This window comes from [Erwinia] mediterraneensis, assembly GCF_900604315.1.
In the GTDB taxonomy this organism is placed as follows: Bacteria; Pseudomonadota; Gammaproteobacteria; order Enterobacterales; family Enterobacteriaceae; genus Pantoea; species Pantoea mediterraneensis_A.
The window spans coordinates 2,971,754-2,996,997 of the sequence record NZ_LR026978.1; the positions used below are offsets into that span (position 1 = coordinate 2,971,754).

Below are 25,244 nucleotides of genomic sequence, written 5' to 3' on the forward strand. Positions count from 1 at the left end.
CAAGTATTTTCAAGTCACAGTACGCGACAAGCGAAGCCCTTCAGATACAAGCCTTCCGGATAGCTGGCAATGACCGGATGGTCGGCGGCCTGACGGAACTGTTCTATAAATTGTACATCACGTCCGGCATCCACAGCGGCATCCGCGACAATTTTTTGAAAAAGCTCGGTCGCCATTAAACCGGAACAGGAGAAGGTCAGCAGAATACCGCCCGGATTGAGCAGTTGCATGGCCAGCATATTGATGTCTTTATAACCGCGACAGGCGCCCGCCAGCTGATTCTTGTTTTCGACAAATTTTGGCGGATCCATGATGATCAGATCGAATTTTTCACCGCTGTCACGATAGTTGCGCAGCAGCTTAAATACATCATCACGCACAAACTGCGCACGCGCTACATCCATACCATTTAACGCCACGTTCTGCCGCGCCACATCAAGCGCATCCTGTGAGGTATCGACGCTGATTACTTCACGGCAGCCGCCCATCAGCGCGGAAACCGCAAATCCCCCGGTATAAGAGAAGCAGTTCAGCACGCGGGCATTCTGGGCATAACGGCGCGTGGCCAGGCGGCTGTCACGCTGATCGAGGTAATAACCGGTTTTATGGCCGCTCTGAATGTTGACCAGCAGCTTCATGCCATGCTCGGTGATGGGCAACAGTGGCGGCGGCAGTTCGCCGCTGACCGGGCCATGGGTCAGTTCCAGCCCCTCTTTTTTGCGCACGGCGACGTCAGAGCGGTCATAGATAGCGCAGTCAGGAAAGCAGTGTTGCAAGGCAGTGAGAATCGCCGGACGCTGATACTCCGCGCCTGCGGACAGCAGCTGTAAGACCAGAAAGTGACCAAAGCGATCGATAGTGACGCCGGGCAGTCCATCTGATTCGCCTGCAATCAGGCGATAGCTGTCGAGACCATCCTGCTGCGCCAGCCAGCTGCGCCACTGCTGTGCCTGCCCGAAGCGCCGAATGAAAAACGCAATGTCGATCGATTCTTCTGCCTGCCAGCTCCAGACACGCGCCCGGATTTGCGACTGAGGTGAATAAGCGGCACGCGCCAGCCATTTTCCGTTGCTGTCACAAATGTCTACGGTTTCGCCGGACTGGGCTTTACCTTCAAGACGCGCAACGGCACCTGAAAAGACCCAGGGATGGCGGCGGAGAAGGGATTTTTCACGTCCCCTGGCGAGAATCAATCGAGCGGTCATATTTTGCTATGCTTACCTGAAAAAAAGAGGCGCCATTGTCCGGCGGATACCTGAAAAAAGCAACGAGCAAGCTAAAGGAGAACAGGATGGCACAAACCTGTATTAAAGCCTGGGTGCACGGCATAGTCCAGGGCGTGGGTTTTCGCTACAGCACCCAGTCGCAGGCCAGGCAGCTTGGTTTGCAGGGATACGCGCGTAATTTACATGATGGCAGCGTCGAAGTGATGGCCTGTGGCGAACAGGAGCAGGTGGATGCGCTCCTGGCATGGCTGAGGGCCGGTGGGCCGGGCAGCGCACGCGTTGACAAGGTGCTGGTGGAACCGCATCAGCCTGACGAAGCGCCGCGCGGCTTCAGCACGCACTGAGTTAAAGGCATTTTGCCGGTTTAGGCAGACCGGCAATTTTCGTCGCCTGTTTGGCGGGCCCTTCCGGAAACAGGCGGAACAGATAGCGACTGTTGCCTTTCTCCGCGCCATATTTTTGCGCCATCGCTTTCACCAGCATACGAATCGCTGGTGAGGTATTAAACTCGAGGTAGAAGTCACGAACGAAACGAACCACTTCCCAGTGCGCTTCGCTCATCTCGATACCTTCCTGGGCCGCAAGATAAACGGCCAGCGCTTCGCTCCACTCTTCCCGATGTTTTAAATAACCTTCTGCGTCAACCGCAATCTCTTTACCCGCAAAATTCACGTTAGTACCTCACTCAATTACCGGGGTCTATAGTAACAAAATGGCGGGGCAGAAAAAGCAAAACCCCGCCGAAGCGGGGCCGGGAAAAGCATTTTAGCGGTGACTGACGCTATCAGTCATTGCGGGAAAAGCCCAGCAGGCTTAGCAGGCTGACAAAGATATTGTACAACGAGACGTAAAGGCTGACGGTCGCGCGAATATAGTTGGTTTCACCACCGTGGATAATGTTGCTGGTTTCCCAGAGAATGGCACCGGCGGAAAACAGGATAAACAGTGCGCTGATCGCCAGATGCAGAGCAGGCAATTGCAGGAACAGGTTCGCAATCACCGCAACTAACAGCACCACAAAGCCCGCCATCATCATACCGCCGAGGAAAGACATATCGCGACGGGTGGTGAGGACATAAGCGGAACAGCAGAAGAACACCAGCGCGGTTCCCCCTAATGCCAGGGCAATGACATCACCCATACCCGCCGTCAGGTAGGCGCTGAGAATGGGGCCGAGGCAGTAGCCGAGAAAACCGGTAAAGGCGAAGGCCGCCAGAATACCTGCCGGGCTGTTAGCCAGACGATAGGTCAGGAACATCAGACCATAAAAGCCAACCAGCATTAAGATTAAACCCGGCGCGGGCAGGGCAAGCAGGGTGCTGGCGGTGGCGGTGGCGGCGGAAAAGGCCAGCGTCAGGCCCAGTAAAAAATAGGTGTTACGCAGCACTTTATGGGTGCTGAGTAGCGAATCTTGACGTGAAGAAGTAATTATTCTGTCCATAAGGCGCTCCTGTGCTCAGAACACAATTTTATGCATTGAGCATACGAAGCGGCCGGGTAAGGGGAAAGCCGTTTTACCCTTCTTTACGCGCTGATCTGCTGTCAGGTTAATCAGAATGGTGAATTTGACGGCGAAAGGTGACTTTTTGGCTGTTTTTCAGGCAAATGAAGCGCGGCAGGCTTTACATCTTCCGGGGGGATGTTTATAGTGCGCGTCATTGCGGAGGGGTGGCCGAGCGGCTTAAGGCAGCGGTCTTGAAAACCGCCGATGGGAAACCATCCGAGAGTTCGAATCTCTCCTCCTCCGCCACTTCTTATCGCAGTGTGGATAATGAAGCCGCAAATGAGATGCATTTGCGCGCTCACGGGTATTGCCCGTGCAGCAACAACTGGCATTGCCAGCATACGGAGGGGTGGCCGAGTGGCTTAAGGCAGCGGTCTTGAAAACCGCCGATGGGAAACCATCCGAGAGTTCGAATCTCTCCTCCTCCGCCATCATATTCAGGGCCAGCACAGCGTGCTGGCCTTTTTGTTTTCTGTATTGCCCGCTGCGGTAGAAATTCCGAAAAACATCCTGTCACTTTTCCGACTGCTGCCGTGTCTCAACGGCTGGCTGGCATCTTTGCTATAGTCCTGTCACTGTTTTTGCAAACATCTGGCGATTTTCCGAGGCGAGCTGAGTTACACTGTGGCATAACCTGCTCTGTGGCGAGCTAATCGGTTGAAAGCCAGAATGTTTCTCTAATGAATTAATGGAATAGGCACAATGATCAAGAAACTGAGTCTTTGCGCATTATCGGTGATAGCGGCGTTAACGCCTGGCGTCTCCGCACAGGCGGCTGAAGGGGATATGCAATTGCAGCAGGTTCTGCTGCTCAGCCGACACAATTTACGCGCACCGCTCGCTGATAATGGCAGCGTGCTGGAGCAGTCAACGAAGAAAAACTGGCCACAGTGGGACGTTCCGGGCGGTCAGCTCACTACCAAAGGCGGCGTGCTGGAAGTGTATATGGGTAATTATACGCGCCAGTGGCTGGCCCGACAGGGACTGGTACAGAACGGCAGCTGTCCCGATCCCCGTAACGTTTTCGTGTATGCCAATAGCCTGCAACGCACGGTGGCGACGGCTCAGTTCTTTATCAATGGCGCTTTTCCGGGATGCGATATCCCGGTGACTCATCAGGATGCCATGGGCACCATGGATCCGGTATTTAATCCGGTGATCACCAACGACAGTGAAGCGTTCAATAAAAAAGCGCTGGCGGCAATGACCGCTGCTAATGAGAAGCTGGCGTTAAAACCCGCTTTTCAGCAGCTGGAGAAGATGGTTGATTATAAATCTGCGCCAGCCTGCAATAACAAAAAGCAGTGTGACCTGAGCAGCGGTAAGAACATCTTTACGGCAGATAACGGCAAAGAGCCGAACGTCAGCGGGCCGCTGAAAACCGGTAACTCTTTAATGGATGCCTTTACGCTGCAATATTACGAGGGCTTTCCGCTGGAGCAGGTCGCCTGGGGCCAGATTAAAACCCCGGAGCAGTGGAAAACGTTATCAGCCATCAAAAACAGCTATCAGGACGTGCTCTTTACCACGCCTGAGGTAGCACGTGAAGTTGCGGCGCCGCTGGTGGATTATATCCGTAGCCTGCTGGTGGATCAGGATAAAGACAGTGCGCCGAAAGTCACCCTGATGGTCGGACACGATTCCAACATTGCCTCACTGATGACGGCGCTACAGGCGAAACCCTGGGAGCTGCCGGGGCAGTATGAAAATACGCCTGTTGGTGGTCAGGTGGTTTTCGAACGCTGGCATGATGGCAAAACGGATAAAGACCTGCTGAAAATCGAGTATGTCTACCAGACTGCAGAACAGCTACGTAACGCTGAGGTGCTGAGCCTGAAGAATCCGCCGAAACGCGTCACGCTGCAGCTGGAAGGCTGCCCGACCGATGCCAACGGCTATTGCAGCTGGGATCAGTTTGTGCAGGTGCTCAACGGAGCGCTGCAGGGCACGCCGCTGCAGTCCGTTACTGCTGAGGTAACGCCACAGCCTGCTGCCGCGCCTGGCGATGAAAAAGCACAGCAACAGGACAAGGCCGCTGACAAACCGGCGGAAGAAAAGCCTGCTGCAGCGGGCAAAGAAGCCGCGACGCCCGCTAAAAAGGAAGAAGCGCAGGGCGCAGATAAGGCGAAAGCCGTGGAACCAAAGGCTGAAGCGCAGCCAAAAGCCGAAGTACAACCAAAAGCCGAAGTACAACCAAAAGCTGAAGCGCAGCCAAAAGCAGAAGAGAAGAGCGGGCAACAAGCGCAGTCTGCTGAAGCATCAGCAAGTTAAGCGCGCAGGGAATAAAGCCCCGCTATGGCGGGGCTTTTCCATTTATTGTCTGGCAATCACCACCAGCTTATGATTCGCAAACTCCTTAATGCCTGAATCAGAGAGCTCACGGCCATAACCTGAGCGTTTGATACCGCCAAAGGGTAACTCAGCGGCGGTATCGCTCTGGGAATTGATAAACACCATTCCGGTTTCAATCTGCGAGGCGATTTTCTTGCCACGGGCAATATCGCGTGTCCAGACGGAGCCGCCAAGACCGTAACGGGAGTCATTCGCGAGCGCCACAGCCTCAGCATCACTGTCAACCACGTAGACCTGGGCGACCGGCCCGAAAAACTCCTGGTAAAACGCCGGATTATCCCGGGTGATATGAGTAAGGATGGTCGGTTGAAAATAGCAGCCTGCTCCCTCAATAGCCTTACCGCCGCACACCACTTCTGCGCCATGTTGAATCGCGTCTTCCACCTGTTTCACCAGCCGATCGCGCGCTTCCTGCGAGGAGAGGGGGCCCAGCGTCGTTTTTTCATCCAGCGGATCGCCAGGCACGGCCGACTGCAGGGCCGCGGTGAATTGCGCCATAAAAGGCTCTGCAATGTTTTTATGCAGGATAAAACGCTTGGCGGCGGTGCAGACCTGACCACAGTTGCTGAGCCGCGCCTGCGCCCCCTGGCGCACCGCTTCGGCAAGATCGGCATCATCCAGCACCATAAAAACATCGTTACCGCCCAGCTCCAGTGTCGACTTTTTCAGATGCTTGCCCGCCTGCTCAGCAACAGCGCTGCCGGCGCGCTCCGATCCGGTGAGCGCCACACCCTGTACCCGATCGTCGGCAATCAGTTCAGCGATCTGCTCGTTCGAAACAAACAGATTGGTCCAGGCACCTTCGGGCGCGCCCGCTTCTCTGACAAGTTTTTCAAACATGTCAGCGCAATGCGGCACATTGTTGGCATGCTTCGCCAGAACCGGATTACCCAGCGCCAGGTTAGGCGCTAACACCCGCATCAGCTGATAGTAAGGGAAGTTCCAGGGCTCGACTGCAACCAGTGTCCCCACCGGATGGTATTCCACCCAGGCTTCGCCCAGCTCGCTGGGATAACGCTGCGGCTGCAAAAACGTGGCGCTGTGTTCAGCATAGTAACGGGCGATCTGCGCACAGATTTTAACTTCTCCCCGGCTCTGTCCAATCAGCTTGCCCATTTCCCGGCTGGCAATAGTGGCCAGTTCTTCTACCCGGCTCTCTAACAGCTCAGCCAGTTTGTGCAGTACCTGCAGGCGCGGCTGGATATCCCCTTTGCTCCAGGAGGAGTGAAAGAGACGGTCGGCGCGATCCAGCGCCTGACTCACCCAGGCGGCATCGTGGGAAGGCCAGCTTTTCAACAGCTGATTAGTGGCGGGATTGATACTCTGATACGTTGACATACAGCACTCCCTGGTCAGCGAATAAAAGGGCTGAGGCGGGAAAATCCCGCCTCAGACTTAAACATTTTTCCGTTCTACCTGTTTACCATCCCAGATCAGCACGTCTTCATCCGTTTTATCAAAGGCGCGGAACAGAACCTCATCGTTCCCTTGTTGTTCCCAGATGCCTTCGGCAAGCTGTTCATCGTAATTCGCCACCTCAAAAATGGCTTCTGCAATTTCCGGGGATGTCTGGCGTAAAGTCGCCCATTCGCCAATTTTATGCGCTTTCGATGGATCTGTAGCCATAAAGATCTCCTGTTGTGGGATTATCCTTTCAGTTTTACCGCCAGTCCGGCGACGTATTCACCCTGATAGCGGGCAATATTTAATTCTGCTTCCGTAGGCTGACGCGAGCCGTCTCCGCCTGCCAGCGTTGTCGCGCCATAGGGCGTACCGCCACGTACCTGTGCAATGTCAAAAAGTTCCGGAGTGCCATAACCGATAGGAACGATCACCATGCCGTGATGGGCCAGCGTGGTCCAGACAGAGGTGATGGTCTGTTCCTGACCGCCGCCCGTGCCGGTAGAGGTAAATACGCTGGAGAGTTTGCCATACAGGGCGCCAGCGGCCCATAAACCCCCGGTGCGATCGAAGAAGGTGCGCATTTGCCCGGACATATTGCCGAAGCGGGTAGGGGTGCCTACCAGAATGGCGTCGTAATTCGGCAAATCTTCTGGTTTGGCTTCAGGCGCGGCCTGGTGGGTTTTACCGCCCACCTGAGCGAAACGTTCTGCATCCATGGTTTCCGGCACACGCATTACGGTGACTTCGGCACCCTCCACTTTACGGGCGCCCTCCGCCACTGCCTGTGCCATGGTTTCAATATGTCCATACATTGAATAGTAGAGCACCAGAATTTTGGCCATAGTTCTTTTCCTGACAGAGTGAAAAACGTAACAGAAGTATAGAAGAGCTTTGCCGGTGTGGCTGAACGCCTGTGCCATCAGAAATATAAGATGCCCGGCGGCGTAGCAGCGACAGGGTGACTCGCCGAAATAAAATATGGAGTTGATATGATTTTATAGTGCATTGCTTGCGTTTTAAGCGCGCTGACTGCCGGGATGGAGAGATATTGGCTACCCTGAAAGTATGACTGAAGCTGCTCTCATGCCTGCTTCAGCCATCGCTTTTTACTGAACGGCCAGATAAAAAGCGCCTGCGCATGAGGTTCATACTCTACGGGAGGAAAAGATGGCACAACATCGTGGAGGATCAGGTAATTTCGCAGAAAATCGGGAAAGAGCAGCCGAGGCTGGCCGTAAAGGCGGCCAGAAAAGCGGTGGTAATTTTAAAAATAATCCACAGCGCGCGTCAGTAGCGGGTGCCAAAGGAGGAAAAAGCAGCGGTAAATCTTAATGCTGTCTGAGGGGAATCCACCCCTGACGCTCTTCAGCCGCCGGGTTTTCCCGGCGGTAACGTTTCTCTTGCCATTTTCCAGCCGTGAATAATGACACTGCCTGCTGAGTTATCCCTGCGCATTAGCCTGATTTTTTGTCTATTTTCCGCCGCCAGCAGGGCCATCTGAGTGTCAGCACCCTGCTGTGCCGCGCATAGCGATTGAATGCCATGCGTAACGCGAATAAATTACGATTATCAACCGATAACGCATCTTCACAGCAAGGGAAACAGGGCGGAAACATGGACTCAGTCTCGCAGTTGGTACTTGGCGCATCGGTCAGCATGGCCGCGATGGGACGGCGCGTCCCGCTATGGCAGTCGGCGTTAGTGGGCGCGGCCTGTGGCACTTTGCCCGATCTTGATGTGTTTCTGGATCATGGCGATGCCATCCGGAACATGACGCTGCACCGTACGGAAAGCCATGCGCTGCTCTGGCTGACGCTGGTATCACCGTTGCTGGCCTGGCTTATTGCTGGCGTGTTCCGTCAGCAATCGGGCTGGCAGGCGTGGTGGCTGGCTGTCTGGCTGGCGCTGATTACGCACCCCTTGCTGGACCTGATGACTGTTTATGGCACTCAGCTCGGCCTGCCCGTGACGGATTACCCTTACGCCATCGGCAGTATTTACATCATCGATCCGCTCTACACGTTGCCGCTGTTGATTTGTCTCGTTGTCGCGCTGTGGCGCAGAGGTGCTGCCGGTCTGCGCTGGAACCGTATCGGCCTGACGCTGAGCACGCTTTATCTGGTCTGGAGCGTGCTGGTCCAGGGGGTCGCCACCTGGCAGGTCAGGAATGAACTGGTACGTCAGGGGATCCCTGCCGACAAAGTGCTGGTCACGCCCACGGCATTTAACACTCTGGTATGGCGTATTGTGGTGATGGTGCCCGGGCGCTATGGTGAAGGCTACTGGTCGTTGCTGTCGCCGCACCGTGCGCTGGAGGTGAGCTGGCAGGCGCGGGGAGAAAGTTTATTTCGTGAAGTGAAAGGGGACTGGTATGCAGAGCGCGTCGCCTGGTTCAGCCACGGATTTTACGCGTTACGTGAACGGGACGGGCGTCTGCTGATTGCCGATTTGCGTATGGGAGAAGAGCCTGCTTATACCTTTACTTTCGATCTGGGATCGCCGGAGCAGCCTGCTGTCCATCCTGAACGCATTCCTTCACCGCGTCCCGATTTCAGCAATGCCTTTAACAAACTCCGCTCCCGACTGTAGTAAAAATCCGCCTTCATAGAAGGCGGCTTTGATTGCACCCCATAGGGGTGTACCAAAAACCTTAAAAAGCAGTCTCTGCCTGTTCCGTAAGATTCAAATCCAGAGACGATAAGGCAGAGCCAAAACGTATTGATGACCACGCCCGCAGGACGTGGTTTTAAGCTGGCAATAAAAAGCCCGGCCTGACAGCCGGGCTTAGCCTGTTAACCCTGATGACGTCGGCGCAAGAGCCAACCCATAGTCAGCAATGCAAACCAGAGCGGCGTCACCATCAGCGCCTGGCGGGTATCTTCTTCCAGCGTCAGCAGTACCAGCACGAAAACGAAAAAGGCCATGCAGACCCAGCACATCACTTTACCCAGCGGCATTTTGAATTGTGAGTTGGCATGACGCTGCGGATGTTTTTTGCGATAGGCCAGATAGCTGCAGAGAATAATGGTCCAGACAAACATAAACAGTATCGCGGACACCGTGGTCACCAGGGTGAAAACGGTCATCACATCGGGGATCAGGTAAATCAGAGCGACACCGCCTAACAGGCAGAGACAGGAGAAAAACAGGCCAGTGGTCGGTACCGCGCGGGCAGAAAGACGACCAAAGCGGCGATGAGCAACCCCCTGTTGCGCCAGACCGTACAGCATGCGGCTGGTAGAAAAAATGCCACTGTTGGCTGAGGAGGCGGCCGAAGTCAGGACCACAAAGTTAACGATACTGGCGGCGGCAGGCAGACCAATCAGGACGAACATCTCAACAAAGGGACTGCGATCGGCTTTTACTTCCGTCCACGGCGTCACAGCCATAATCACCAGCAGCGCCAGCACATAGAACATAATCACGCGCAATGGGATAGCGTTAATCGCGCGGGGCAGGACTTTATGAGGATTATGTGTCTCAGCGGCGGCGGTACCCACCAGTTCAATACCCACAAAAGCAAACACCGCGATCTGGAAGCCAGCAAAAAAGCCGCTCATGCCTTTCGGAAAGAGCCCGCCCTGATCCCAGATATTACTTAATGCCGCGCCGCCGCCGCCCGGAGAAGGGTAATGCAGCGTGACCAGTACAACACCTGTCACGATGAGCGCCACAATCGCCACGATCTTAATAATGGCGAACCAGAACTCCATTTCACCAAACAGCTTTACGGTGACGATATTTAATGTCAGGAAGACCGCCACGCAGAGCAGCGCGCTCATGACAATGGAGAAAGAAGGAAACCATAGCTGGAAGTAGGCGCTGATGGCGACCACATCGGCAATACCGGTCACCACCCAACAAAACCAGTAGGTCCAGCCGGTGAAGTAACCCGCCCAGGGACCTAACAGGTCGGCGGCAAAATCACTGAAGGATTTATACTCCAGATTAGAAAGCAGGAGCTCGCCCATGGCGCGCATCACAAAAAACAGCATAAAGCCGATAATCATATAAACAAAAATGATCGACGGACCGGCAAGAGTGATGGTTTTACCCGATCCCATAAACAGTCCGGTTCCGATAGCCCCGCCGATGGCAATAAGCTGGATATGACGGTTATGCAGATTACGCTGGAGCTTCGCGGGGCTCTCCTGCGTCAGAAGTGCCTCTTTCGATTGATCAACCATAAAAATGTCTTTCCTGTTGTGATGTGGTGTCAGCTCTGCTGGCTGTTCATTGACGTCTGCGGGTGCGGCCCAAAGGGCATAAGATAGTGGAAGTAGGCTTTTGTCCGGTAACTTTTTTTAAACGATGTCCGCCTTTAGCCTGCGCTGCGCTGGCAGAAAAAATTTACATCTGCCGCCAGCTGGCGCGCGGTGCGGTATTTACCAAATACGCGTCATGATAAAGCAACGCGCGAAACTGGCAACCGCTCTACACTTTCAGTTCAGGAAAAGGAACAGATAAAAGGCGTAAGTGATGCGATCCCTTGTTTTACTACTGGTTTTAGCCGTTGCCGGCTGGTGGAGCCTGCCCTGGCTTAAGCAGCATCTTCCCGCCGCCTACAATCCTTTTACTCCGCTTTCTGTTACCGATCCGCCGGGCTGGATGACGCGTTTTAAGCTGGAGCGGCTGGAGAAAGATCCGGCGGCCTGTCTTGCTGTTATGCAACAGGCGCAGCAAACAGGATGGGTCACCTGGCGCGAAGTCCCCCCGCTGAGCGGAGGCTGCCCGCTGGAAAAACCACTGCGGATTCAACGCTTCGGCAGCGTCACTCTCAGCAGCAGTTTTCTGGCCAGTTGCCCGCTGGCGGTAGCCAGTACGATGTATGTCCTGCGCAGTAGCGCGCTGACCCAACAAAGTGAATTTAACAGTCCTCTTGCCCGTATAGCTCATGTCGGCAGCTATGCCTGCCGGAATATCTATCATCGTCAGAAAGGACGGTTAAGCGAACACGCTACCGCCGATGCCTGGGACGTCACTGCGTTTCAGCTGCGTAACGGCCAGTGGCTTGAGGTGAAAAAACACTGGCGGCAACCCGATCCTGCATCGCGGTTGCTGCATGATCTGTGGCGTAACGGATGTCAAAGTTTTGGCAATACTCTTGGTCCTGATTATAACGCGGCGCATGCGACGCATTTTCATTTAGGCATGCGCGGAGCGGGTTATTGTCGCTAGATTCAGACAGCAGGATTAAGTCCGCGCTTAATTAGAAAATGGTTGGCGGGCCAGGAGAATAAAAAGCCAGCCATCATCGCCAGCTGCAACATAAACCAGAAGGTGATCAGGAGTGGATTAATTTGCTGGTTCAAAACAAATTTTAATGCCTGTGCCATAAAGATAAAAATGCCTGTCTGATAAACCAGCAACGGAAACATTCCCGTTTTTATCGCCAGCAAAAACGATCGTCCCGATGAAATATTTTCACGTTGTCGAATGATAAGAAACTGGAAAAAAAGGCCGATAAACAAAGACAGTAACAAAGCAAAAATAGCTTCTGACCAGAGCGGAACAAAAAAGAGGTAATGATCAAACAGCGCTGTGAGGAAAAGAGTGATGACATTGCCAGCAATGCAGGCCGCAGCGGTAAGAGAAGTAGAAATAAAAATGGTTTGCCAACTGGCGTAGCGAGGTAATTTTGGCGACATAATAAGGAAAAGTTTTAACTGATAACCGGGTTTGCGTCCCAGATACCACCACGCGAGCCATCCCAGAAAAGGCATATACAAACCGGTAAGTGGCCAGACGATATTCATCACTGCCACAGGGTGAGGGTGGCGAACAACATCTTTTATTATCATCAGGGCGGTGCAGCCCCCTAAAACCAGCAAAGGTAGAGCCCATGAGTTCAACATGATTCATCCTGCTTTGGTCAAAAATGGCGTTCGTAACAAGGCTTGCCAGTCAAGACAGCGGCGCTGTGGACCTCAATTTTTGCCGTTGTTGCTGTAGCATGGCTTACGTTAAGAGTAGCGTGAAAGTGCGATAGCGGAAAACTTATCCACCACGGAACATAAAAAAACGGAATAGTTTCCTTCAAATATCCCCTTTTCCCACCAGGTGCGAAAGCATTTATTCATTTAACCTACTGTTTACAAAGAGATATTTTCAGGTTTGCATTTTTGCTTAATAACGCAGCTTAACTGTGAATGCTTAGTTGAGCATTTCCAATGAATATGACGATTGAATCTCCATGGGAAAAATCCTATTCTAAACTTAAGCGCAGCAAGACTCTGTAAAGAGCTTAACATGGTAGAGAAGCGCAGGCGCTTCTCCGATTTGGAAAAGTACTAACAGCGAAAGCATTTGTTTTCCCACTGTGGCCGGCTTTTTCTTCAATCAATATTTTTGCTCTAATTGATTTATTTTTATGATATCTGGAACGAATAGCACGGCGTAAGGGCGTGGGATAACGCTGAGGTAATAATGACGACCGATAATTATTTCGTCTGGCGTGGCGAAACAGAAAAACAATTTCAGTCCTTAACAGAGATTTTTCATTTAAAAACACTTCTGCAGTTGCACACTGAAGCGTTGGGTTTTGATCATTACTCTTTTTTGATTCAGCATCCGGTTCCTTTTACCCGGCCGCGAATTTTTCTTTACAGCTCTTATCCGGAAGCCTGGATTAAACGCTATGAAGCGCAGAACTATTTTGCGATTGATCCGGTACTGGCGTACTGTCAACAACCGGGACGGGGCATTGAGTGGACGCGCGAACTGTTTGTCGGGGCCGATGAGCTTTGGGCGGATGCAGCGCAGCATGGATTAAAGAGCGGTTTTTCCTGCTCAGCGATGGCATCGAATCGTGCTATTGGCATATTATCCCTGTCAGCCAGACAACCCTATCCGGCTCAACAGCGACGTGTTGAGCTGGAAGTAAAACTACACTTACTGGCGGAACTAAGTCTCTACACCCTGGAACGCTTTGCTGATGACTCAATGATCATTCTGGCGAACGAGTTCAGTCAGCGTGAACTGGAAATCCTTAAATGGACCGCAGAGGGGAAAACCTCCGCCGAGATTTCGCTTATTTTATCCATCTCTGAACATACGGTGAATTTTCATCAAAAAAACATGCAAAAGCGTTTTAACGTTTCTAATAAGACGCAAATTGCCTGCTATGCAGCAGCGATAGGAATTTTATAAAAAGCAACTACTAATATTAGTAGTTTCATCGCAGAAGTCAGTTGTCTACCCTGCGCCGGGGCTTTGCCAGGCTGGCGCAAAGAGATCATTGCAAACATGGGGAAGTCAGGGGCGCGTGATGAAAATAATTCAGACCCAGTTAAAGGATATGCCATCCTCCCTGCTGGCGGAGTTGGGAAGCTACCGTTACAGTGTATTTGCGCGCGGCGAAGGCTGGTCTTTACCGCCACGACTCAGTACTCCGGGACAGGAATATGATCGCTATGATAGATCTGACGTCACCTGGTTAATAGCCTGGAGCGCCCGATATGGCATCAGCGGTTGTGCCAGACTGATGCCCTGGCAAGAGCCTGAGAACAGCGAGAATATCGTGTTGCCGTTCAGCCATGAAAAAGTATGGGAAATGTCACGTTTCTCAGCGCGACTGAAGGTAGACCGTGAGTTACCGCTGACGATTCTCTGGCACGCCGTGCAGTTAGCGGAGTTGCATGGCATGGAGTACATTCTCAGCTCGGCCACTCCAATGCTGGAAAAGATGTTTGAAGAGCATCAGGTAGTGTATGAACCGCTGACGCCAGGATTAATCCAGTCCGAAGATAATCTGTTCGCTATCCGCATTCCGGTTATTCAGCCCGCCCTGGCCGAAAAATATCGCGGCGCGCGTCGTTTCAGTCCGGAAGAGGTTCTTCCTTCTCTGGGTGTTTCCATTAACTGGCAAACCCATGGCTAATGGGGAAGCGTGAATACGCCCCGTTGGCCAGCACGGCATACAGGGGCGTGGCGCTTACTGCTGATAGGCCTTTTTGATTTGTTTGATGGTGTTACTAAACACCTCGGCCTTCGGATTCTCGCCTAACGTCTTAACATAACGCTCCATATTGATAATCACTTTTCCGGCATCCGCTTGCCCCATGCCTTTCAGAATCAGGGTCACCATCATCTTCAGACAAGCGACTTCATCCGCCAGCGCCTGCGTTTCCGGTGAGGTAAAAAAATCTTCGTCGCTCATTTTCTCTCCTTGGTAATAGTGCAATAAAAACAGGGACATTTACCCTGACTCATACTCAATAAGTATATCACAGCGCGTTAAAAATTTTTTTGTCTCAAACTTTTCCTCGGAAATTTCTTGTTATGGTGTAAAGGGATTTTTATTAATTCATTGCGGTTCTTATTTAGAATGTGAAAATTCATTTCATGCTTAGCAAATAAATGCTAAAAAATTGAAATTTTATTAACTTATTGAATTTTAATATCTTATATATTTTTCTGGCGTTTTATTTGCAAAAATCCGTTAAAAGTATGTGTTAACAGCGGGGGGGATAAAAACATCAAAAATAGCCAAACCTGATGCTTGTTGATGTTCTTTTTAGTTAAAAACAGGTATGCTATGTATTCTGAAATAAGCTTTCCCTTCACTTTTAGCATTCGGAGTACTCCTCGTTGATCAGTGTGCTTCTTGTTGATGACCATGAACTGGTACGTGCCGGTATTCGCCGCATACTGGAGGACATGAAAGGTATTTTGGTCGCCGGAGAGGCCAGCTGCGGAGAGGATGCGGTTAAATGGTGTCGTAGCCAGCCGGTTGATGTAATTTTAATGGATATGAACATGCCGGGCATTGGCGGGCTGGAAGCCACGCGCAAAATTGTGCGTTTTAATCCGGACATTAAGATCATTATGTTAACCATCCATACGGAAAATCCCTTGCCGGCGAAGGTCATGCAGGCAGGCGCGGCGGGCTATTTAAGCAAAGGCGCCGCGCCGCAGGAGGTGGTTAACGCGATCCGCTCTGTGCATGCGGGTCAGCGCTATATCGCGTCGGATATCGCGCAACAGATGGCGCTGAGTCAGATTGAGCCGCAAAAAGCGGAATCTCCTTTCAGCTGTTTGTCGGAAAGGGAATTGCAGATTATGCTGATGATCACCAAAGGCCAAAAGGTGACAGAGATTTCTGAGCAGCTTAATCTCAGTCCTAAAACCGTTAACAGCTATCGTTACCGTATGTTCAGTAAATTGCATATCAGTGGCGACGTAGAGTTAACGCATCTTGCCATTCGCCATGGCTTGTTCAATGCGGAGCCGTTAATCAGTAGTGAGTGAAGTTTTCAATCCCAAAGCATTTCTCAGCACCGTGACCAGCCAGCCTGGCGTCTACCGCATGTATGACGCCTCGGGCACCGTTATCTATGTCGGTAAAGCCAAAGATCTCAAAAAACGCCTCAGCAGCTATTTCCGCGCGCAACCAGGCAGCCGCAAAACGGAAGCGCTGGTCGCGAATATTCACCAGATTGATGTCACCGTAACGCACACCGAAACGGAAGCGCTTCTGCTTGAGCATAATTATATTAAGCTCTATCAGCCGCGCTATAACGTACTGTTACGGGACGATAAATCTTATCCCTATATTTTCCTGAGCAGCGATCCCCATCCGCGTCTGGCAATGCATCGTGGCGCAAAACATGCCAAAGGCGAATATTTCGGGCCCTTTCCTAACGGTTACGCCGTGCGTGAAACGCTGGCGCTGCTGCAAAAAGTCTTTCCCATTCGCCAGTGCGAGAATAGCGTGTACCGCAATCGCTCGCGTCCCTGCCTGCAATATCAGATTGGACGCTGTCTCGGCCCTTGCGTGGCCGGTCTGGTGAGCGAAGAGGAGTATGTGCAACAGACTGAGTATGTGCGGCTCTTTCTCGCCGGTAAAGACGATCAGGTGTTGAATATGCTGGTGAAGCGTATGGAGGAGGCGAGCCAGGGATTGCGCTTCGAAGAGGCGGCACGACTGCGGGATCAGATTCAGGCGGTACGACGTATCACAGAGAAACAGTTTGTCTCTAATCAGGGGGATGACCTGGATGTGATGAGCGTGGCCTATGAAGCGGGCATGGCCTGCCTGCATGTGCTTTTTATTCGTCAGGGTAAGGTACTGGGCAGCCGCAGCTATTTCCCTAAAGTCCCGGCAGATACCGAGCTGGCAGAAGTGGTGCAAACCTTTGTAGGGCAATTTTACCTGCAGGGCAGTGAAGCACGCACCTTACCGGGGGAAATACTGTTAGATTTTGACCTGCCTGAGCGCGAATTGCTGGCGGAATCGCTCAGCGAGCTGGCGGGGCGACGCGTCAATATTCAGAGCAAACCGCGCGGAGATCGGGCTCGCTATCTTAAACTCGCGCGTACTAATGCCGGAACGGCACTGGTTACCCGTCTATCTCAGCAGTCCACTATCCAGCAGCGTCTGGCGGCGTTAGCCGAGTTCCTGCATCTGGATCAGATTAACCGCATGGAGTGTTTCGATATCAGCCATACCATGGGCGAGCAAACCATCGCCTCCTGTGTGGTTTTTGACCATAACGGACCGCTGCGTGCAGATTACCGTCGCTACAATATCGTTGGCATCACGCCGGGCGATGACTATGCAGCGATGAATCAGGTCCTGCGTCGACGTTATGACAAAGCACTGGAAGAAAATAAAGTGCCTGATGTCATTCTGATCGACGGTGGCAAAGGGCAACTGGCGCAGGCGAAAAATGTTTTCGCCGAACTGAATGTGCCCTGGGATAAAGATCGGCCCATTTTGTTGGGCGTGGCGAAGGGAAGCGATCGCAAAGCGGGACTGGAAACGCTCTTTTTTGAGCCGGAAGGGGAGGGCTTTTCGCTGCCGTCCGACTCGCCAGCGCTGCATGTGATCCAGCATATTCGTGATGATGCTCACAATCATGCAATTTCGGGTCACCGTAAAAAACGGGCAAAAGTGAAAAACACCAGCGCGCTGGAAAGTATCGAAGGAATTGGACCGAAACGGCGTCAGCAACTGCTTAAATACATGGGTGGCCTGCAACCCTTACTGAACGCCAGCGTGGAAGAGATTGCCAAAGTTCCGGGTATCTCATTCGCTCTGGCTGAAAAAATCTACTACTCCCTGAAAAACTAACGTTGAAACAGGGGGGGCAATGTAGGAACATACATTAAATTATACCCATTCCAGACAGTTACCGGCATATGCAATTTAACATTCCGACGTGTCTTACCCTGTTTCGTGTCGTTCTGATTCCGTTTTTTGTCCTGGCGTTCTACTTACCCTTTCACTGGGCGCCCTTTGTTACCGCCCTGATCTTCGTGGTCGCGGCGGTGACTGACTGGTTTGATGGGTTTCTGGCGCGCCGCTGGAAACAGACAACCCGTTTCGGAGCCTTTCTCGATCCTGTTGCTGACAAAGTGATGGTGGCAATCGCATTAGTGCTGGTGGCAGAACATTTCCATTCCTGGTGGATTACGCTGCCCGCAGCGACCATGATTGCCCGCGAAATTATTATCTCTGCGCTGCGTGAGTGGATGGCTGAGATCGGCAAGCGCAGCAGCGTCGCCGTCTCCTGGATAGGCAAAGTGAAAACCACGGCACAAATGCTGTCGCTGGTCGCGCTGCTCTGGCGACCTGACAGCACGGTAACAGGTGTCGGAGTGCTGGCGCTCTATATCGCTGCGGTGCTTACCTTCTGGTCAATGTTCCAGTATCTCAACGCCGCACGTGGCGATCTGTTCGAACGGTGATCGATGCGATTTAAAAAGCAGCAAACGCACGCGACGTGCGGATAATTTTATTGACTCATTGCGTCAGGTCAGTAGAATGCATCGCATCAAACGGCGGCGAGTCTGCCAGAAGATAAAGTAAATCAGCAGGTTCGACAGCATCGCTGTTATAAAGCGGGAATAGCTCAGTTGGTAGAGCACGACCTTGCCAAGGTCGGGGTCGCGAGTTCGAGTCTCGTTTCCCGCTCCAGATTTATGTTTCAGGCCATAGCCTGAAGTACTGCAGAATTAAGGCGCGTTGGCAGAGTGGCCATGCAGCGGATTGCAAATCCGTCCACCTCGGTTCGACTCCGGGACGCGCCTCCACTTTACACCCTGCCCGGGTGGTGAAATCGGTAGACACAAGGGATTTAAAATCCCTCGGCTGTATGGCTGTGCGGGTTCAAGTCCCGCCCCGGGCACCATCGCGTTACCGATTAAAAATCCCAAATGAAACAAAGCAATAAAGCAGTGATGTCGTGACCGCCGAGATGAAGTGAATCCCATTTGTTGGACACTTTATTATATGGCGGTTTTTTTGTGTCTGCGGCCGGTTTCCTGATATCCATTGTCTGTTTTTTGCCTGTCACCACCGCCACCCCGGTAATTTTACCTCTGGCGCGAGGCGGATGGCTTTGTGCAGATTCAGTAACCGGGAAGCGGCGACTGCCGGGTGCAGGAGCCTAAAGATAATTGGTTCAAGTTACAGAAGCGCTTAGTTTTCAAGTGCAGCAAGGATTACGGCTTCCATTTTCTCCGGGGTGGTGATCGGTGCAAAACGCTTGACTGGTTTACCGTCGCGTCCGATCAGAAACTTCGTAAAGTTCCATTTGATCCGCCCGCCCAGCATGCCGGGCAATTCGTCTTTCAGGTAACGAAACACCGGATGCGTTAAGGCACCATTGACCTCCACTTTCTCGAACATCGGGAAGCTCACACCATAGTTGATGTGGCAGGTCTGCGCGATTTCGTCAGCATCACCGGGTTCCTGCTTACCGAACTGGTTGCAGGGAAAACCAAGCACCACCAGACCCCGGGCGGCGTACTTCCTGTAGAGCGATTCAAGGCCTGCATATTGTGGCGTAAATCCACAATGGCTGGCGGTATTAACCACGAGAACCAGCTTGCCAGCGTAGTCGGCCATAGGAATAAGCTGGCCGCTCAGACTGGTGGCAGTAAATTGATGAAAAGTGGTCATGTCGAAATCCTCAGCATTACTCACTTCGCAGATGCGTTATGTAAGACAGGATAATGGCCTGTCGATCAGAATTACACATTTTCCATGTCCGCATGAACAGCACTGACGAATTCCGGGTAGATGCTGAAGCAGGGCACAGGATCCAGCTTACGAAACGCATTGATTACAGCACTTCAACCCAATGATCTTCATGAACCTGTCTTTCCAGAGCACGGAAATAAAGTTAGCGCCAAACCTTTTCCCTGAGAAAGAGGGTTATTACCAGGCATGCTCTGCGTAACCTCAGCCGAATGATGCAGCCAGAGAATTATGTAAACCATTGTAATAAAACGGACAGGGTGACAGAAATAAGAAGCGTGCCGGATAATCAAGCGCGGTTAAGCAGCACGGCACGGGCAGACGGCGTCATCGGGACACCTGCTTAAAGTCTGAGCACTCCCCGGAAAATAAACATTGTATATATATAAGCGATCGCTTACTTTTATATTAACACGAAGCAAACGAGCAGCCTTTAGCTTCGGCGTCAACCGATCAGACCAGGGATTACCCGCTCCGTGTCTGCATCGATCAATCCGCGGGATACTCTGAAAGGAAATATTATGGAACGCTCGAATTTGACTGAAGCTGCAAAGAACTGGATCAACGGTAGCTGGAACAACGGAGGCACGATCAGGCAGGCGGTCAGCCCTTCGACCGGCCAGCCGCTGGGAAGTTACCTCGACATCGGCGCAGATGAAGCGCGCCAGGCGATTGAGGCTGCCCGCACTGCTTTCGACACAACAAGCTGGTCCAAAGAACGCTCCCTGCGCTCGCGTGCCCTGTCCGAGCTGGCTGATGAAGTCGCCAAACGGATGGACGAGATGGCAATCCAGCTCGCACGTGAAGGGGGCAAGCTGCTGGCGCAGACCCGGTGGGAACTGGCATTAACGGTAGAGTGGCTGCGTTATGGTGCCGCCACCGCACTCTTGCAGACCGGTGGACGCGCCCTTGAGGCCGCGCCGGGAATGCACTTTCATTCCGATCCCGAACCTCTTGGCGTTGTGGGGGTGATCTCGCCCTGGAACTCACCCATCATCCTGTCAGTACGCGCTGTTGCTCCCGCCCTGGCTGCCGGATGCACGGTGGTACTGAAACTGCCGCATCAAACCGCGCTTACCAATGCACTGTTTTCCCGGGCAATTGCCGCAGTCAAATCGCTGCCGCCGGGTGTACTGAATGTGATCACCGAAACCGGGAGTATTGGCGCCTCCATGCTGGTCGATTCCCCTCTGGTGAATATGATCAGCTATACCGGCAGCACGAAGGTGGGCCGTCTCATTGCCGCCAACGGTGCCAAAACGCTCAAGCGTCTGAACCTGGAACTGGGTGGCAAGGCGCCGCTGGTCGTATTCGATGATGCCAATCCTGATGTGGTGGTACCTCAGATCGTCATGGCTTTGGTCGCGATGAACGGCCAGTTCTGCTGCACCGGTTCGCGTGTACTGGTCCAGCGTGGCATTGCCGACCGATTGCGCGCCGCGCTGATCGAGGCTTATCAGAACGTGCGGCTCGGCGAAAGCGAGGATCCGCAGGCGCAGCTTGGTCCACTGATCGACAAGGCCAGTGTTCAACGCGTTGATGCCGTGGTTGCTGAAGCCGGATCCTATGCAAACATTCTGGTGCGCGGCGGCCCGGTCGATGAAGGCCCTCTGGCTGCAGGCGCGTTCTACCGTCCCGCCTTGATCGAATTACAGGACCTGGACACCAGAGTCATCCAGTCCGAGGTCTTCGGGCCAGTTCAGACTTTCGAGATTTTTGAAGACGAAGCCGACGCAATCATGCGCGCAAATGCTACCGAATTTGGTCTCGCCGCTTCGGTGTTCTCGGACGATGCGGCGCGCTGCCGGCGAGTTGGCAAGGCTATTCAAGCCGGTCATATCTGGCTAAACTGCTGGGGCGTCATGTCCGAGCACTTCGAACAGAGCGGCTTCAAGCAAAGTGGTATCGGCGTCCTTTGTGGGCCGCGTGCGATTGAGCAGTTTCAGGAAATCAAGGTCTATGTGAGCGTTGAGGCAACACCGATGCCACTCTGACGTCTATCGCTTCGCAGTCAGTCTTACCTGCAAACTGAGGACGCACCAGCCCGGTGTCGTCCTTGTGTTACCTGAATGGAATACAGTGTGAAAATGAAAACTGATGCAGTCAAACCCCTGCGCGGGCGTCCCGTGAATGCGCATGCGCGTGAAGAACGCATGACTCAGATCCTTAACGGGGCCCGAAACTGCTTTATACAACGCGGGTTTCACGCCTCATCCATTTCCGAGATCAGCGCGGCGGCAGGGGTCAGCGTTGCGAACATCTACCAGTACTTCCCGAGCAAGGAAGCCCTCATCACTGCGCTTATCGAACTCGACCTGCAGCGGCATCACAATCTGATAAGCCGTTTCTGGAGTACTGATTTCAGTCGCAAAGCGATTGAAGAGCTGCTGGCAGAGATCTTCCTCACCCCCGAGGGACACGCGGTGGCGGTTTTACGTGCCGAGATCGCCAGCGAAGGTGCGCGTAATACACATGTCGCCAAACTCCTGCGCGATTCGGAGTCTGGCCTGATCAGCAGTGTTCACAGCAAGATATGCGCGGCCCAGAACAGCGGTCAGATATCTGCTGATCTCAATCCAGACGCTGTTACAGAGCGACTTTCCCTCGTTTTTGAGGGACTGATGCGCTTGTACCTGTTCTCTCCGGACAATGGACAGAAACTGATCGAGCAATATTACCTCCAGTTCGCCGATACGCTGCAACTCAGGTCCTGAGAGCCTGTCCCTGGCAGAGATGAAACGTTGATCGCGATGCATGGCAAGCGCGGACAAGACACGCGCAGGCCATATGGGGAACCATTCAATGACGAATTAGCATGCAGTGATGTTTGCTATGTCCGCTTCTGGCACAAGGCAGGTAGCGTGAGCGGGATGTCTCCAATACTTCCTTTGCCTTGAATGCCGCGCTATGCAATTCCTACATCTTTGCTTTCGTTATTCCTGCCGTGCTCCGTTAAGGGTCAGAACCTAAACTCCCGTCTCAAAAGCGTTCATCCACTATACTGACCATTGCAGTAGTAATTTACCTACGAGGCTGCGCACGATTAATTACCTGACATCAGCTGTACCCATGACCCGCAGGAGAACAAAATGCAAAAGAGTAAAACCTTGAAAGGGCTGTTAGCCGTATCAGCAGTAGTAACTATGTTCAGTGCTGTTGGCGTGCAAGCCCAGACACCGACGAGCGCTGCGCAAAATGGCGCTGCAGGCCAGACCGGATCAAACGCCCGGCTCAGCACCGGTGACGAAAAAGCGTTGAAGGACATGGCGCAGGCCAATATCAATGAAATCGCTGCCGCTAAGATCGCGCTGAGCAAGGCGCAAAGCAGCGAAGTCAAAGCATTCGCTCAGCAGATGGTCAACGACCACGGAGATGCCTTGTCCAAAGTACAGACGGTCGCCCGGCAAAAAGGCGTGGCATTGCCGACTGAGCCGGACGCCATGCATAAGGCGACTGCCGCCAGTCTGGAAAAACAGAGCGGCGACGCATTTGACAAGATGTATATGGAAAACGCCGGCACCAAAGACCATCAGATGGTGCTGTCAACGTTGCAGAGTGACGCTAAAAAGATTACGGATCCAGATGTGAAGATGCTGGCCGACGCGCATACGCCAGTTGTTGAGCAGCACCTGAAATCCGCCCAGCAGATGTCAATGCCAGCAGGTCAGTAAACAGTTTTTTCGGTGGGCACGCAATCCTGCGACCTCGACTATTTTTGTTCGAAGTGTTGCAGAAAGTCGCGGCAAAAGCGTCATTGTTAACATTGCTGAAGCACGGGGAACGAGCTTTACCGTAAGTGTGCCCATATATGCCCGTCTGTAGACAGTCGCGAGCTGATACATTCTCTACGCGTGACGACAGAATGGATCCGAAGCAGTCGCTCGCCAGGCTGCAGGGCGCAGACCTTGCGAAGGAACGCTTCTGGCCCAAAGCGGACTGTAAAATTACAACAGCAAAGCCTGATGCAAACTGATGAGTTCCGTCAGGCCGTGCTCAGCGCCGGAAAAATACCGCCTGATGCAGCCAGGGGAGAAAATACGGAGAAGCCCACAATGACCAGACTGAAAAATTCTCCGGCCTGGCAAGACTTTTACCGCATGCTTTCAGTACAGGAAAAGCAGAATATGGCGCGGCCTGGAATCATGGGCTGGCCGACAAGCCGTCGGTGCAGGCATTGCTCAGGCCTCAACGTGACTTCCGCATTAATTTTCACCTGCATGAGCACGATCGTACTCAAGCTGGGCTGATTCAATGGCCGGACCAAATTCCAGTGCCCAATTCGCCAGAGCAACGACAGGTTGCTGCAATGATTTCGCCAGCGGCGTAATCGTGTATTCCACACTCACAGGATAAGTAGACAGAACGTGGCGATTGACTAAACCGTTTCGCTCCAGCCGTTTCAGCGCGTCTGCCAGAGCCTTATGGGTAATCCCATCCAGGCGTCTGCGAAGTTCATTGAACCGGTAAGGTTTAGTACACAGCACCGTAAGAATTAATATCGACCATTTATTGGTGATATATTCTAACACCGGCTGAATTTTTCCCACGTCTATCAGTGCGTTGCCGTTATTTTCTTGCATAGCGATATAGTCAGTTATATTTGGTAGGCAGTGGCGCGGTATTCTGGCTCCGGTCATTGAGCTGATTTGCCACAAACATGTGAGCCTGAATATTAAGGCCGCGAACTACAGTATTGTCGGTGACAATGTACTCCATTCCATTAGCAAAGTGCTTTCCGTCCCGATGAATAACTCACTCATCGGTGCCTATTTGTCGCGTACCAGCATCTGGACAACATATTTATCGGATCCGAGAAAAGGCTTTATGATGAGCGCCGTACCACACCCGGCCGCTGGCTGAGCTGACGCGCTTTTAACGTCAGCAAAAAAATAAAAGAAAGCGAGGAGTTCACGTCTTTTTATCTGACGGTCGAAGACGGACAGGCCCTGCCTGATTACCGATCGGGACAGTACGTGGCGCTCCGTGTCTTTGTCCCTGAACTGGGCTATAGCTTATCCGGCATGCCCCGGGCCGGTTACCTGTATATTTCCGTGAAACGCGAAGATACGTATGCGGAAGGACAGGATCCTAGTTATGTCTCATCAACCCTCCATAATGTCGTCAGTGAAGGCGACACGGTAGACCTGAGCGCGCCGGCGGGTCACTTCTTTTTATACAACCCCAAATAGTGAAAAAAAACAGATACGTAAGTGCGAGCATTACTATAAATGGATGATACTGACATCAGACCATTTTCCTGCCAGATATTCTGCAACAAGTCTTCTGTGGCAGTGATGAGGCTTATGTTCACTGCATAGTAAACATGCATCAGAAAATTGCTTTTTGATGAGATGTTCAATCTGTCTTTGTGTTATCAAATTGATAAAATCAGCCGCATAGGTGTCCCAGCATCCATTGTTTAACTTATACTGCTCAAACATTTCCCGTGTCGGGGCAAGATCAGGCCAGTGTTCATAATCCATTCCACACAATGTACGGGCGAAGTATTTCAGATCGTCCCGTTTTGCGAAACCAGCCAGCTGAGAACGATTATTGAAGCGAACATCCATAATACGTTTCGCTCCTGAGTTTTTTAGTCGGGTAAAAAAGTGTTCCGCAGAAGATTGTGTGAAGCCAATGGTGAATATTCTCATCAGATTATCTTTTACCTGTTCACAACAGTGTTAATAAGCGCCGTATGAAAATCATGATCCCGGCACGCTATTTTGTTATCCATTACTGACAAATTTCTCGTTAGTCCAAGTATCACAAT

General features: G+C 52.4%; 25 protein-coding genes and 5 tRNA genes. 18 read left to right on the forward strand and 12 right to left on the reverse strand.

The window, feature by feature from the left end:
* Positions 1-14 precede the first annotated feature (14 nt).
* A complete protein-coding gene (gene rlmI, locus E0E17_RS13915) occupies positions 15-1,205 on the reverse strand; it encodes a 23S rRNA (cytosine(1962)-C(5))-methyltransferase RlmI (RefSeq protein WP_130834631.1) in 1,191 nt (396 codons plus the stop codon).
* A gap of 86 nt (positions 1,206-1,291) precedes the next feature.
* Between rlmI and yccX the strand changes: the two genes are divergently transcribed.
* On the forward strand, positions 1,292-1,570 hold the full coding sequence (gene yccX, locus E0E17_RS13920; RefSeq protein ID WP_130834632.1) for an acylphosphatase: 279 nt from the start codon (positions 1,292-1,294) through the stop codon (positions 1,568-1,570).
* A 1-nt stretch (position 1,571) separates the two neighbouring features.
* Here yccX and tusE read toward each other — a convergent pair whose 3' ends face one another.
* On the reverse strand, positions 1,572-1,898 hold the full coding sequence (tusE, locus tag E0E17_RS13925) for a sulfurtransferase TusE (protein WP_130834633.1): 327 nt from the start codon (positions 1,896-1,898) through the stop codon (positions 1,572-1,574).
* Positions 1,899-2,010: 112 nt separating this feature from the next.
* Complete coding sequence (gene yccA, locus E0E17_RS13930; RefSeq protein ID WP_130834634.1) at positions 2,011-2,667, reverse strand: FtsH protease modulator YccA; 657 nt, start codon at positions 2,665-2,667, stop codon at positions 2,011-2,013.
* Positions 2,668-2,888: 221 nt separating this feature from the next.
* Here yccA and E0E17_RS13935 point away from each other — a divergent pair.
* The 3 genes from E0E17_RS13935 (at position 2,889) to agp (ending at position 5,001) form a co-directional block, all read left to right on the forward strand.
* A tRNA-Ser gene (locus E0E17_RS13935) sits at positions 2,889-2,976 on the forward strand.
* Positions 2,977-3,073: 97 nt separating this feature from the next.
* Positions 3,074-3,161 (forward strand) — tRNA-Ser (locus E0E17_RS13940).
* Positions 3,162-3,432: 271 nt separating this feature from the next.
* Positions 3,433-5,001 (forward strand): bifunctional glucose-1-phosphatase/inositol phosphatase, encoded by a 1,569-nt coding sequence (gene agp, locus E0E17_RS13945; protein ID WP_130834635.1) that lies wholly within the window; start codon positions 3,433-3,435, stop codon positions 4,999-5,001.
* A 42-nt stretch (positions 5,002-5,043) separates the two neighbouring features.
* Here agp and E0E17_RS13950 read toward each other — a convergent pair whose 3' ends face one another.
* Genes E0E17_RS13950 through wrbA form a run of 3 tightly spaced genes read right to left on the reverse strand, consistent with a single transcriptional unit; the run spans position 5,044 to position 7,328 of the window.
* Positions 5,044-6,420 (reverse strand): NAD-dependent succinate-semialdehyde dehydrogenase, encoded by a 1,377-nt coding sequence (locus E0E17_RS13950; protein ID WP_130834636.1) that lies wholly within the window; start codon positions 6,418-6,420, stop codon positions 5,044-5,046.
* 57 nt (positions 6,421-6,477) lie between these two features.
* Positions 6,478-6,708, reverse strand: a complete 231-nt coding sequence (locus E0E17_RS13955; RefSeq protein WP_130834637.1) for a YccJ family protein — start codon at positions 6,706-6,708, stop codon at positions 6,478-6,480.
* A 20-nt stretch (positions 6,709-6,728) separates the two neighbouring features.
* The gene (wrbA, locus tag E0E17_RS13960; protein WP_130834638.1) at positions 6,729-7,328 is read right to left on the reverse strand and encodes an NAD(P)H:quinone oxidoreductase; all 600 of its coding nucleotides are present in this window, start codon (positions 7,326-7,328) and stop codon (positions 6,729-6,731) included.
* Positions 7,329-7,653: 325 nt separating this feature from the next.
* Here wrbA and E0E17_RS13965 point away from each other — a divergent pair, with 325 nt between their 5' ends.
* Both E0E17_RS13965 and E0E17_RS13970 read left to right on the forward strand, forming a co-directional pair.
* Positions 7,654-7,818, forward strand: coding sequence for a con-10 family general stress protein (locus tag E0E17_RS13965; protein WP_130834639.1), 165 nt, complete (start codon positions 7,654-7,656; stop codon positions 7,816-7,818).
* A gap of 282 nt (positions 7,819-8,100) precedes the next feature.
* Positions 8,101-9,075: a metal-dependent hydrolase gene (locus E0E17_RS13970; protein ID WP_130834640.1), complete on the forward strand. Its 975-nt coding sequence runs from the start codon at positions 8,101-8,103 to the stop codon at positions 9,073-9,075.
* A 203-nt stretch (positions 9,076-9,278) separates the two neighbouring features.
* Here E0E17_RS13970 and cycA read toward each other — a convergent pair whose 3' ends face one another.
* Entirely contained in the window at positions 9,279-10,673 is a 1,395-nt protein-coding gene (gene cycA, locus E0E17_RS13975; protein WP_130834641.1) for a D-serine/D-alanine/glycine transporter, read from the reverse strand.
* Between the two features lie 292 nt (positions 10,674-10,965).
* On the opposite strand from cycA, the gene E0E17_RS13980 reads away from it, so the two are divergent.
* Positions 10,966-11,664 (forward strand): extensin-like domain-containing protein, encoded by a 699-nt coding sequence (locus E0E17_RS13980; protein ID WP_130834642.1) that lies wholly within the window; start codon positions 10,966-10,968, stop codon positions 11,662-11,664.
* Between the two features lie 2 nt (positions 11,665-11,666).
* On the opposite strand, the gene E0E17_RS13985 is transcribed toward E0E17_RS13980, so the two are convergent.
* Positions 11,667-12,341: a DUF4396 domain-containing protein gene (locus tag E0E17_RS13985; RefSeq protein ID WP_130834643.1), complete on the reverse strand. Its 675-nt coding sequence runs from the start codon at positions 12,339-12,341 to the stop codon at positions 11,667-11,669.
* A 571-nt stretch (positions 12,342-12,912) separates the two neighbouring features.
* Here E0E17_RS13985 and E0E17_RS13990 point away from each other — a divergent pair.
* On the forward strand, positions 12,913-13,635 hold the full coding sequence (locus E0E17_RS13990) for an autoinducer binding domain-containing protein (protein WP_130834644.1): 723 nt from the start codon (positions 12,913-12,915) through the stop codon (positions 13,633-13,635).
* A 118-nt stretch (positions 13,636-13,753) separates the two neighbouring features.
* Positions 13,754-14,365, forward strand: coding sequence for an acyl-homoserine-lactone synthase (locus E0E17_RS13995; RefSeq protein ID WP_130834645.1), 612 nt, complete (start codon positions 13,754-13,756; stop codon positions 14,363-14,365).
* Positions 14,366-14,419: 54 nt separating this feature from the next.
* On the opposite strand, the gene E0E17_RS14000 is transcribed toward E0E17_RS13995, so the two are convergent.
* Positions 14,420-14,644 carry a DUF2594 family protein gene (locus tag E0E17_RS14000; RefSeq protein ID WP_130834646.1) on the reverse strand — a complete coding sequence of 75 codons (225 nt, stop codon included), beginning with the start codon at positions 14,642-14,644 and terminating at the stop codon, positions 14,420-14,422.
* 431 nt (positions 14,645-15,075) lie between these two features.
* Here E0E17_RS14000 and uvrY point away from each other — a divergent pair, with 431 nt between their 5' ends.
* From uvrY to E0E17_RS14030, 6 genes are all read left to right on the forward strand, one after another.
* On the forward strand, positions 15,076-15,735 hold the full coding sequence (gene uvrY / locus E0E17_RS14005; RefSeq protein ID WP_130834647.1) for a UvrY/SirA/GacA family response regulator transcription factor: 660 nt from the start codon (positions 15,076-15,078) through the stop codon (positions 15,733-15,735).
* A complete protein-coding gene (gene uvrC, locus E0E17_RS14010) occupies positions 15,728-17,560 on the forward strand; it encodes an excinuclease ABC subunit UvrC (RefSeq protein WP_130834648.1) in 1,833 nt (610 codons plus the stop codon). Before uvrY ends, uvrC begins: the two co-directional genes overlap by 8 nt.
* A 68-nt stretch (positions 17,561-17,628) precedes the next feature.
* On the forward strand, positions 17,629-18,177 hold the full coding sequence (gene pgsA / locus E0E17_RS14015; RefSeq protein ID WP_130834649.1) for a CDP-diacylglycerol--glycerol-3-phosphate 3-phosphatidyltransferase: 549 nt from the start codon (positions 17,629-17,631) through the stop codon (positions 18,175-18,177).
* A gap of 153 nt (positions 18,178-18,330) precedes the next feature.
* Positions 18,331-18,406, forward strand: a tRNA-Gly gene (locus tag E0E17_RS14020).
* A 42-nt stretch (positions 18,407-18,448) separates the two neighbouring features.
* A tRNA-Cys gene (locus tag E0E17_RS14025) sits at positions 18,449-18,522 on the forward strand.
* Positions 18,523-18,533: 11 nt separating this feature from the next.
* Positions 18,534-18,620 (forward strand) — tRNA-Leu (locus E0E17_RS14030).
* Between the two features lie 290 nt (positions 18,621-18,910).
* Here E0E17_RS14030 and E0E17_RS14035 read toward each other — a convergent pair.
* Complete coding sequence (locus E0E17_RS14035) at positions 18,911-19,393, reverse strand: glutathione peroxidase (RefSeq protein ID WP_130834650.1); 483 nt, start codon at positions 19,391-19,393, stop codon at positions 18,911-18,913.
* 599 nt (positions 19,394-19,992) lie between these two features.
* Between E0E17_RS14035 and E0E17_RS14040 the strand changes: the two genes are divergently transcribed.
* The 3 genes from E0E17_RS14040 (at position 19,993) to E0E17_RS14050 (ending at position 23,142) form a co-directional block, all read left to right on the forward strand.
* Positions 19,993-21,465 (forward strand): aldehyde dehydrogenase family protein, encoded by a 1,473-nt coding sequence (locus E0E17_RS14040; protein ID WP_130834651.1) that lies wholly within the window; start codon positions 19,993-19,995, stop codon positions 21,463-21,465.
* Positions 21,466-21,558: 93 nt separating this feature from the next.
* The gene (locus E0E17_RS14045) at positions 21,559-22,185 is read left to right on the forward strand and encodes a TetR/AcrR family transcriptional regulator (protein WP_237680832.1); all 627 of its coding nucleotides are present in this window, start codon (positions 21,559-21,561) and stop codon (positions 22,183-22,185) included.
* A gap of 375 nt (positions 22,186-22,560) precedes the next feature.
* A complete protein-coding gene (locus E0E17_RS14050) occupies positions 22,561-23,142 on the forward strand; it encodes a DUF4142 domain-containing protein (RefSeq protein ID WP_130834653.1) in 582 nt (193 codons plus the stop codon).
* A gap of 531 nt (positions 23,143-23,673) precedes the next feature.
* On the opposite strand, the gene E0E17_RS14055 is transcribed toward E0E17_RS14050, so the two are convergent.
* Positions 23,674-24,051, reverse strand: a complete 378-nt coding sequence (locus E0E17_RS14055) for a winged helix-turn-helix transcriptional regulator (protein ID WP_130834654.1) — start codon at positions 24,049-24,051, stop codon at positions 23,674-23,676.
* Between the two features lie 642 nt (positions 24,052-24,693).
* Positions 24,694-25,125, reverse strand: coding sequence for a DUF488 domain-containing protein (locus E0E17_RS14065; RefSeq protein WP_130834655.1), 432 nt, complete (start codon positions 25,123-25,125; stop codon positions 24,694-24,696).
* Positions 25,126-25,244 lie beyond the last annotated feature (119 nt).

What these genes read in the sequence shown, in the direction of transcription:
- E0E17_RS13970 (WP_130834640.1), top strand. Translation starts at nt 8,101, where the DNA reads ATGGACTCAGTCTCGCAGTTGGTACTTGGCGCATCGGTCAGCATGGCC.
- cycA (WP_130834641.1), bottom strand. Translation starts at nt 10,673, where the DNA reads ATGGTTGATCAATCGAAAGAGGCACTTCTGACGCAGGAGAGCCCCGCG.
- E0E17_RS14055 (WP_130834654.1), bottom strand. Translation starts at nt 24,051, where the DNA reads ATGCAAGAAAATAACGGCAACGCACTGATAGACGTGGGAAAAATTCAG.
- pgsA (WP_130834649.1), top strand. Translation starts at nt 17,629, where the DNA reads ATGCAATTTAACATTCCGACGTGTCTTACCCTGTTTCGTGTCGTTCTG.
- E0E17_RS13985 (WP_130834643.1), bottom strand. Translation starts at nt 12,341, where the DNA reads ATGTTGAACTCATGGGCTCTACCTTTGCTGGTTTTAGGGGGCTGCACC.
- E0E17_RS13980 (WP_130834642.1), top strand. Translation starts at nt 10,966, where the DNA reads ATGCGATCCCTTGTTTTACTACTGGTTTTAGCCGTTGCCGGCTGGTGG.
- E0E17_RS14045 (WP_237680832.1), top strand. Translation starts at nt 21,559, where the DNA reads ATGAAAACTGATGCAGTCAAACCCCTGCGCGGGCGTCCCGTGAATGCG.
- E0E17_RS13995 (WP_130834645.1), top strand. Translation starts at nt 13,754, where the DNA reads ATGAAAATAATTCAGACCCAGTTAAAGGATATGCCATCCTCCCTGCTG.
- yccA (WP_130834634.1), bottom strand. Translation starts at nt 2,667, where the DNA reads ATGGACAGAATAATTACTTCTTCACGTCAAGATTCGCTACTCAGCACC.
- agp (WP_130834635.1), top strand. Translation starts at nt 3,433, where the DNA reads ATGATCAAGAAACTGAGTCTTTGCGCATTATCGGTGATAGCGGCGTTA.
- E0E17_RS13950 (WP_130834636.1), bottom strand. Translation starts at nt 6,420, where the DNA reads ATGTCAACGTATCAGAGTATCAATCCCGCCACTAATCAGCTGTTGAAA.
- E0E17_RS13955 (WP_130834637.1), bottom strand. Translation starts at nt 6,708, where the DNA reads ATGGCTACAGATCCATCGAAAGCGCATAAAATTGGCGAATGGGCGACT.
- E0E17_RS14050 (WP_130834653.1), top strand. Translation starts at nt 22,561, where the DNA reads ATGCAAAAGAGTAAAACCTTGAAAGGGCTGTTAGCCGTATCAGCAGTA.
- E0E17_RS14040 (WP_130834651.1), top strand. Translation starts at nt 19,993, where the DNA reads ATGGAACGCTCGAATTTGACTGAAGCTGCAAAGAACTGGATCAACGGT.
- E0E17_RS13965 (WP_130834639.1), top strand. Translation starts at nt 7,654, where the DNA reads ATGGCACAACATCGTGGAGGATCAGGTAATTTCGCAGAAAATCGGGAA.
- E0E17_RS13990 (WP_130834644.1), top strand. Translation starts at nt 12,913, where the DNA reads ATGACGACCGATAATTATTTCGTCTGGCGTGGCGAAACAGAAAAACAA.
- E0E17_RS14035 (WP_130834650.1), bottom strand. Translation starts at nt 19,393, where the DNA reads ATGACCACTTTTCATCAATTTACTGCCACCAGTCTGAGCGGCCAGCTT.
- wrbA (WP_130834638.1), bottom strand. Translation starts at nt 7,328, where the DNA reads ATGGCCAAAATTCTGGTGCTCTACTATTCAATGTATGGACATATTGAA.
- E0E17_RS14065 (WP_130834655.1), bottom strand. Translation starts at nt 25,125, where the DNA reads ATGAGAATATTCACCATTGGCTTCACACAATCTTCTGCGGAACACTTT.
- rlmI (WP_130834631.1), bottom strand. Translation starts at nt 1,205, where the DNA reads ATGACCGCTCGATTGATTCTCGCCAGGGGACGTGAAAAATCCCTTCTC.
- E0E17_RS14000 (WP_130834646.1), bottom strand. Translation starts at nt 14,644, where the DNA reads ATGAGCGACGAAGATTTTTTTACCTCACCGGAAACGCAGGCGCTGGCG.
- yccX (WP_130834632.1), top strand. Translation starts at nt 1,292, where the DNA reads ATGGCACAAACCTGTATTAAAGCCTGGGTGCACGGCATAGTCCAGGGC.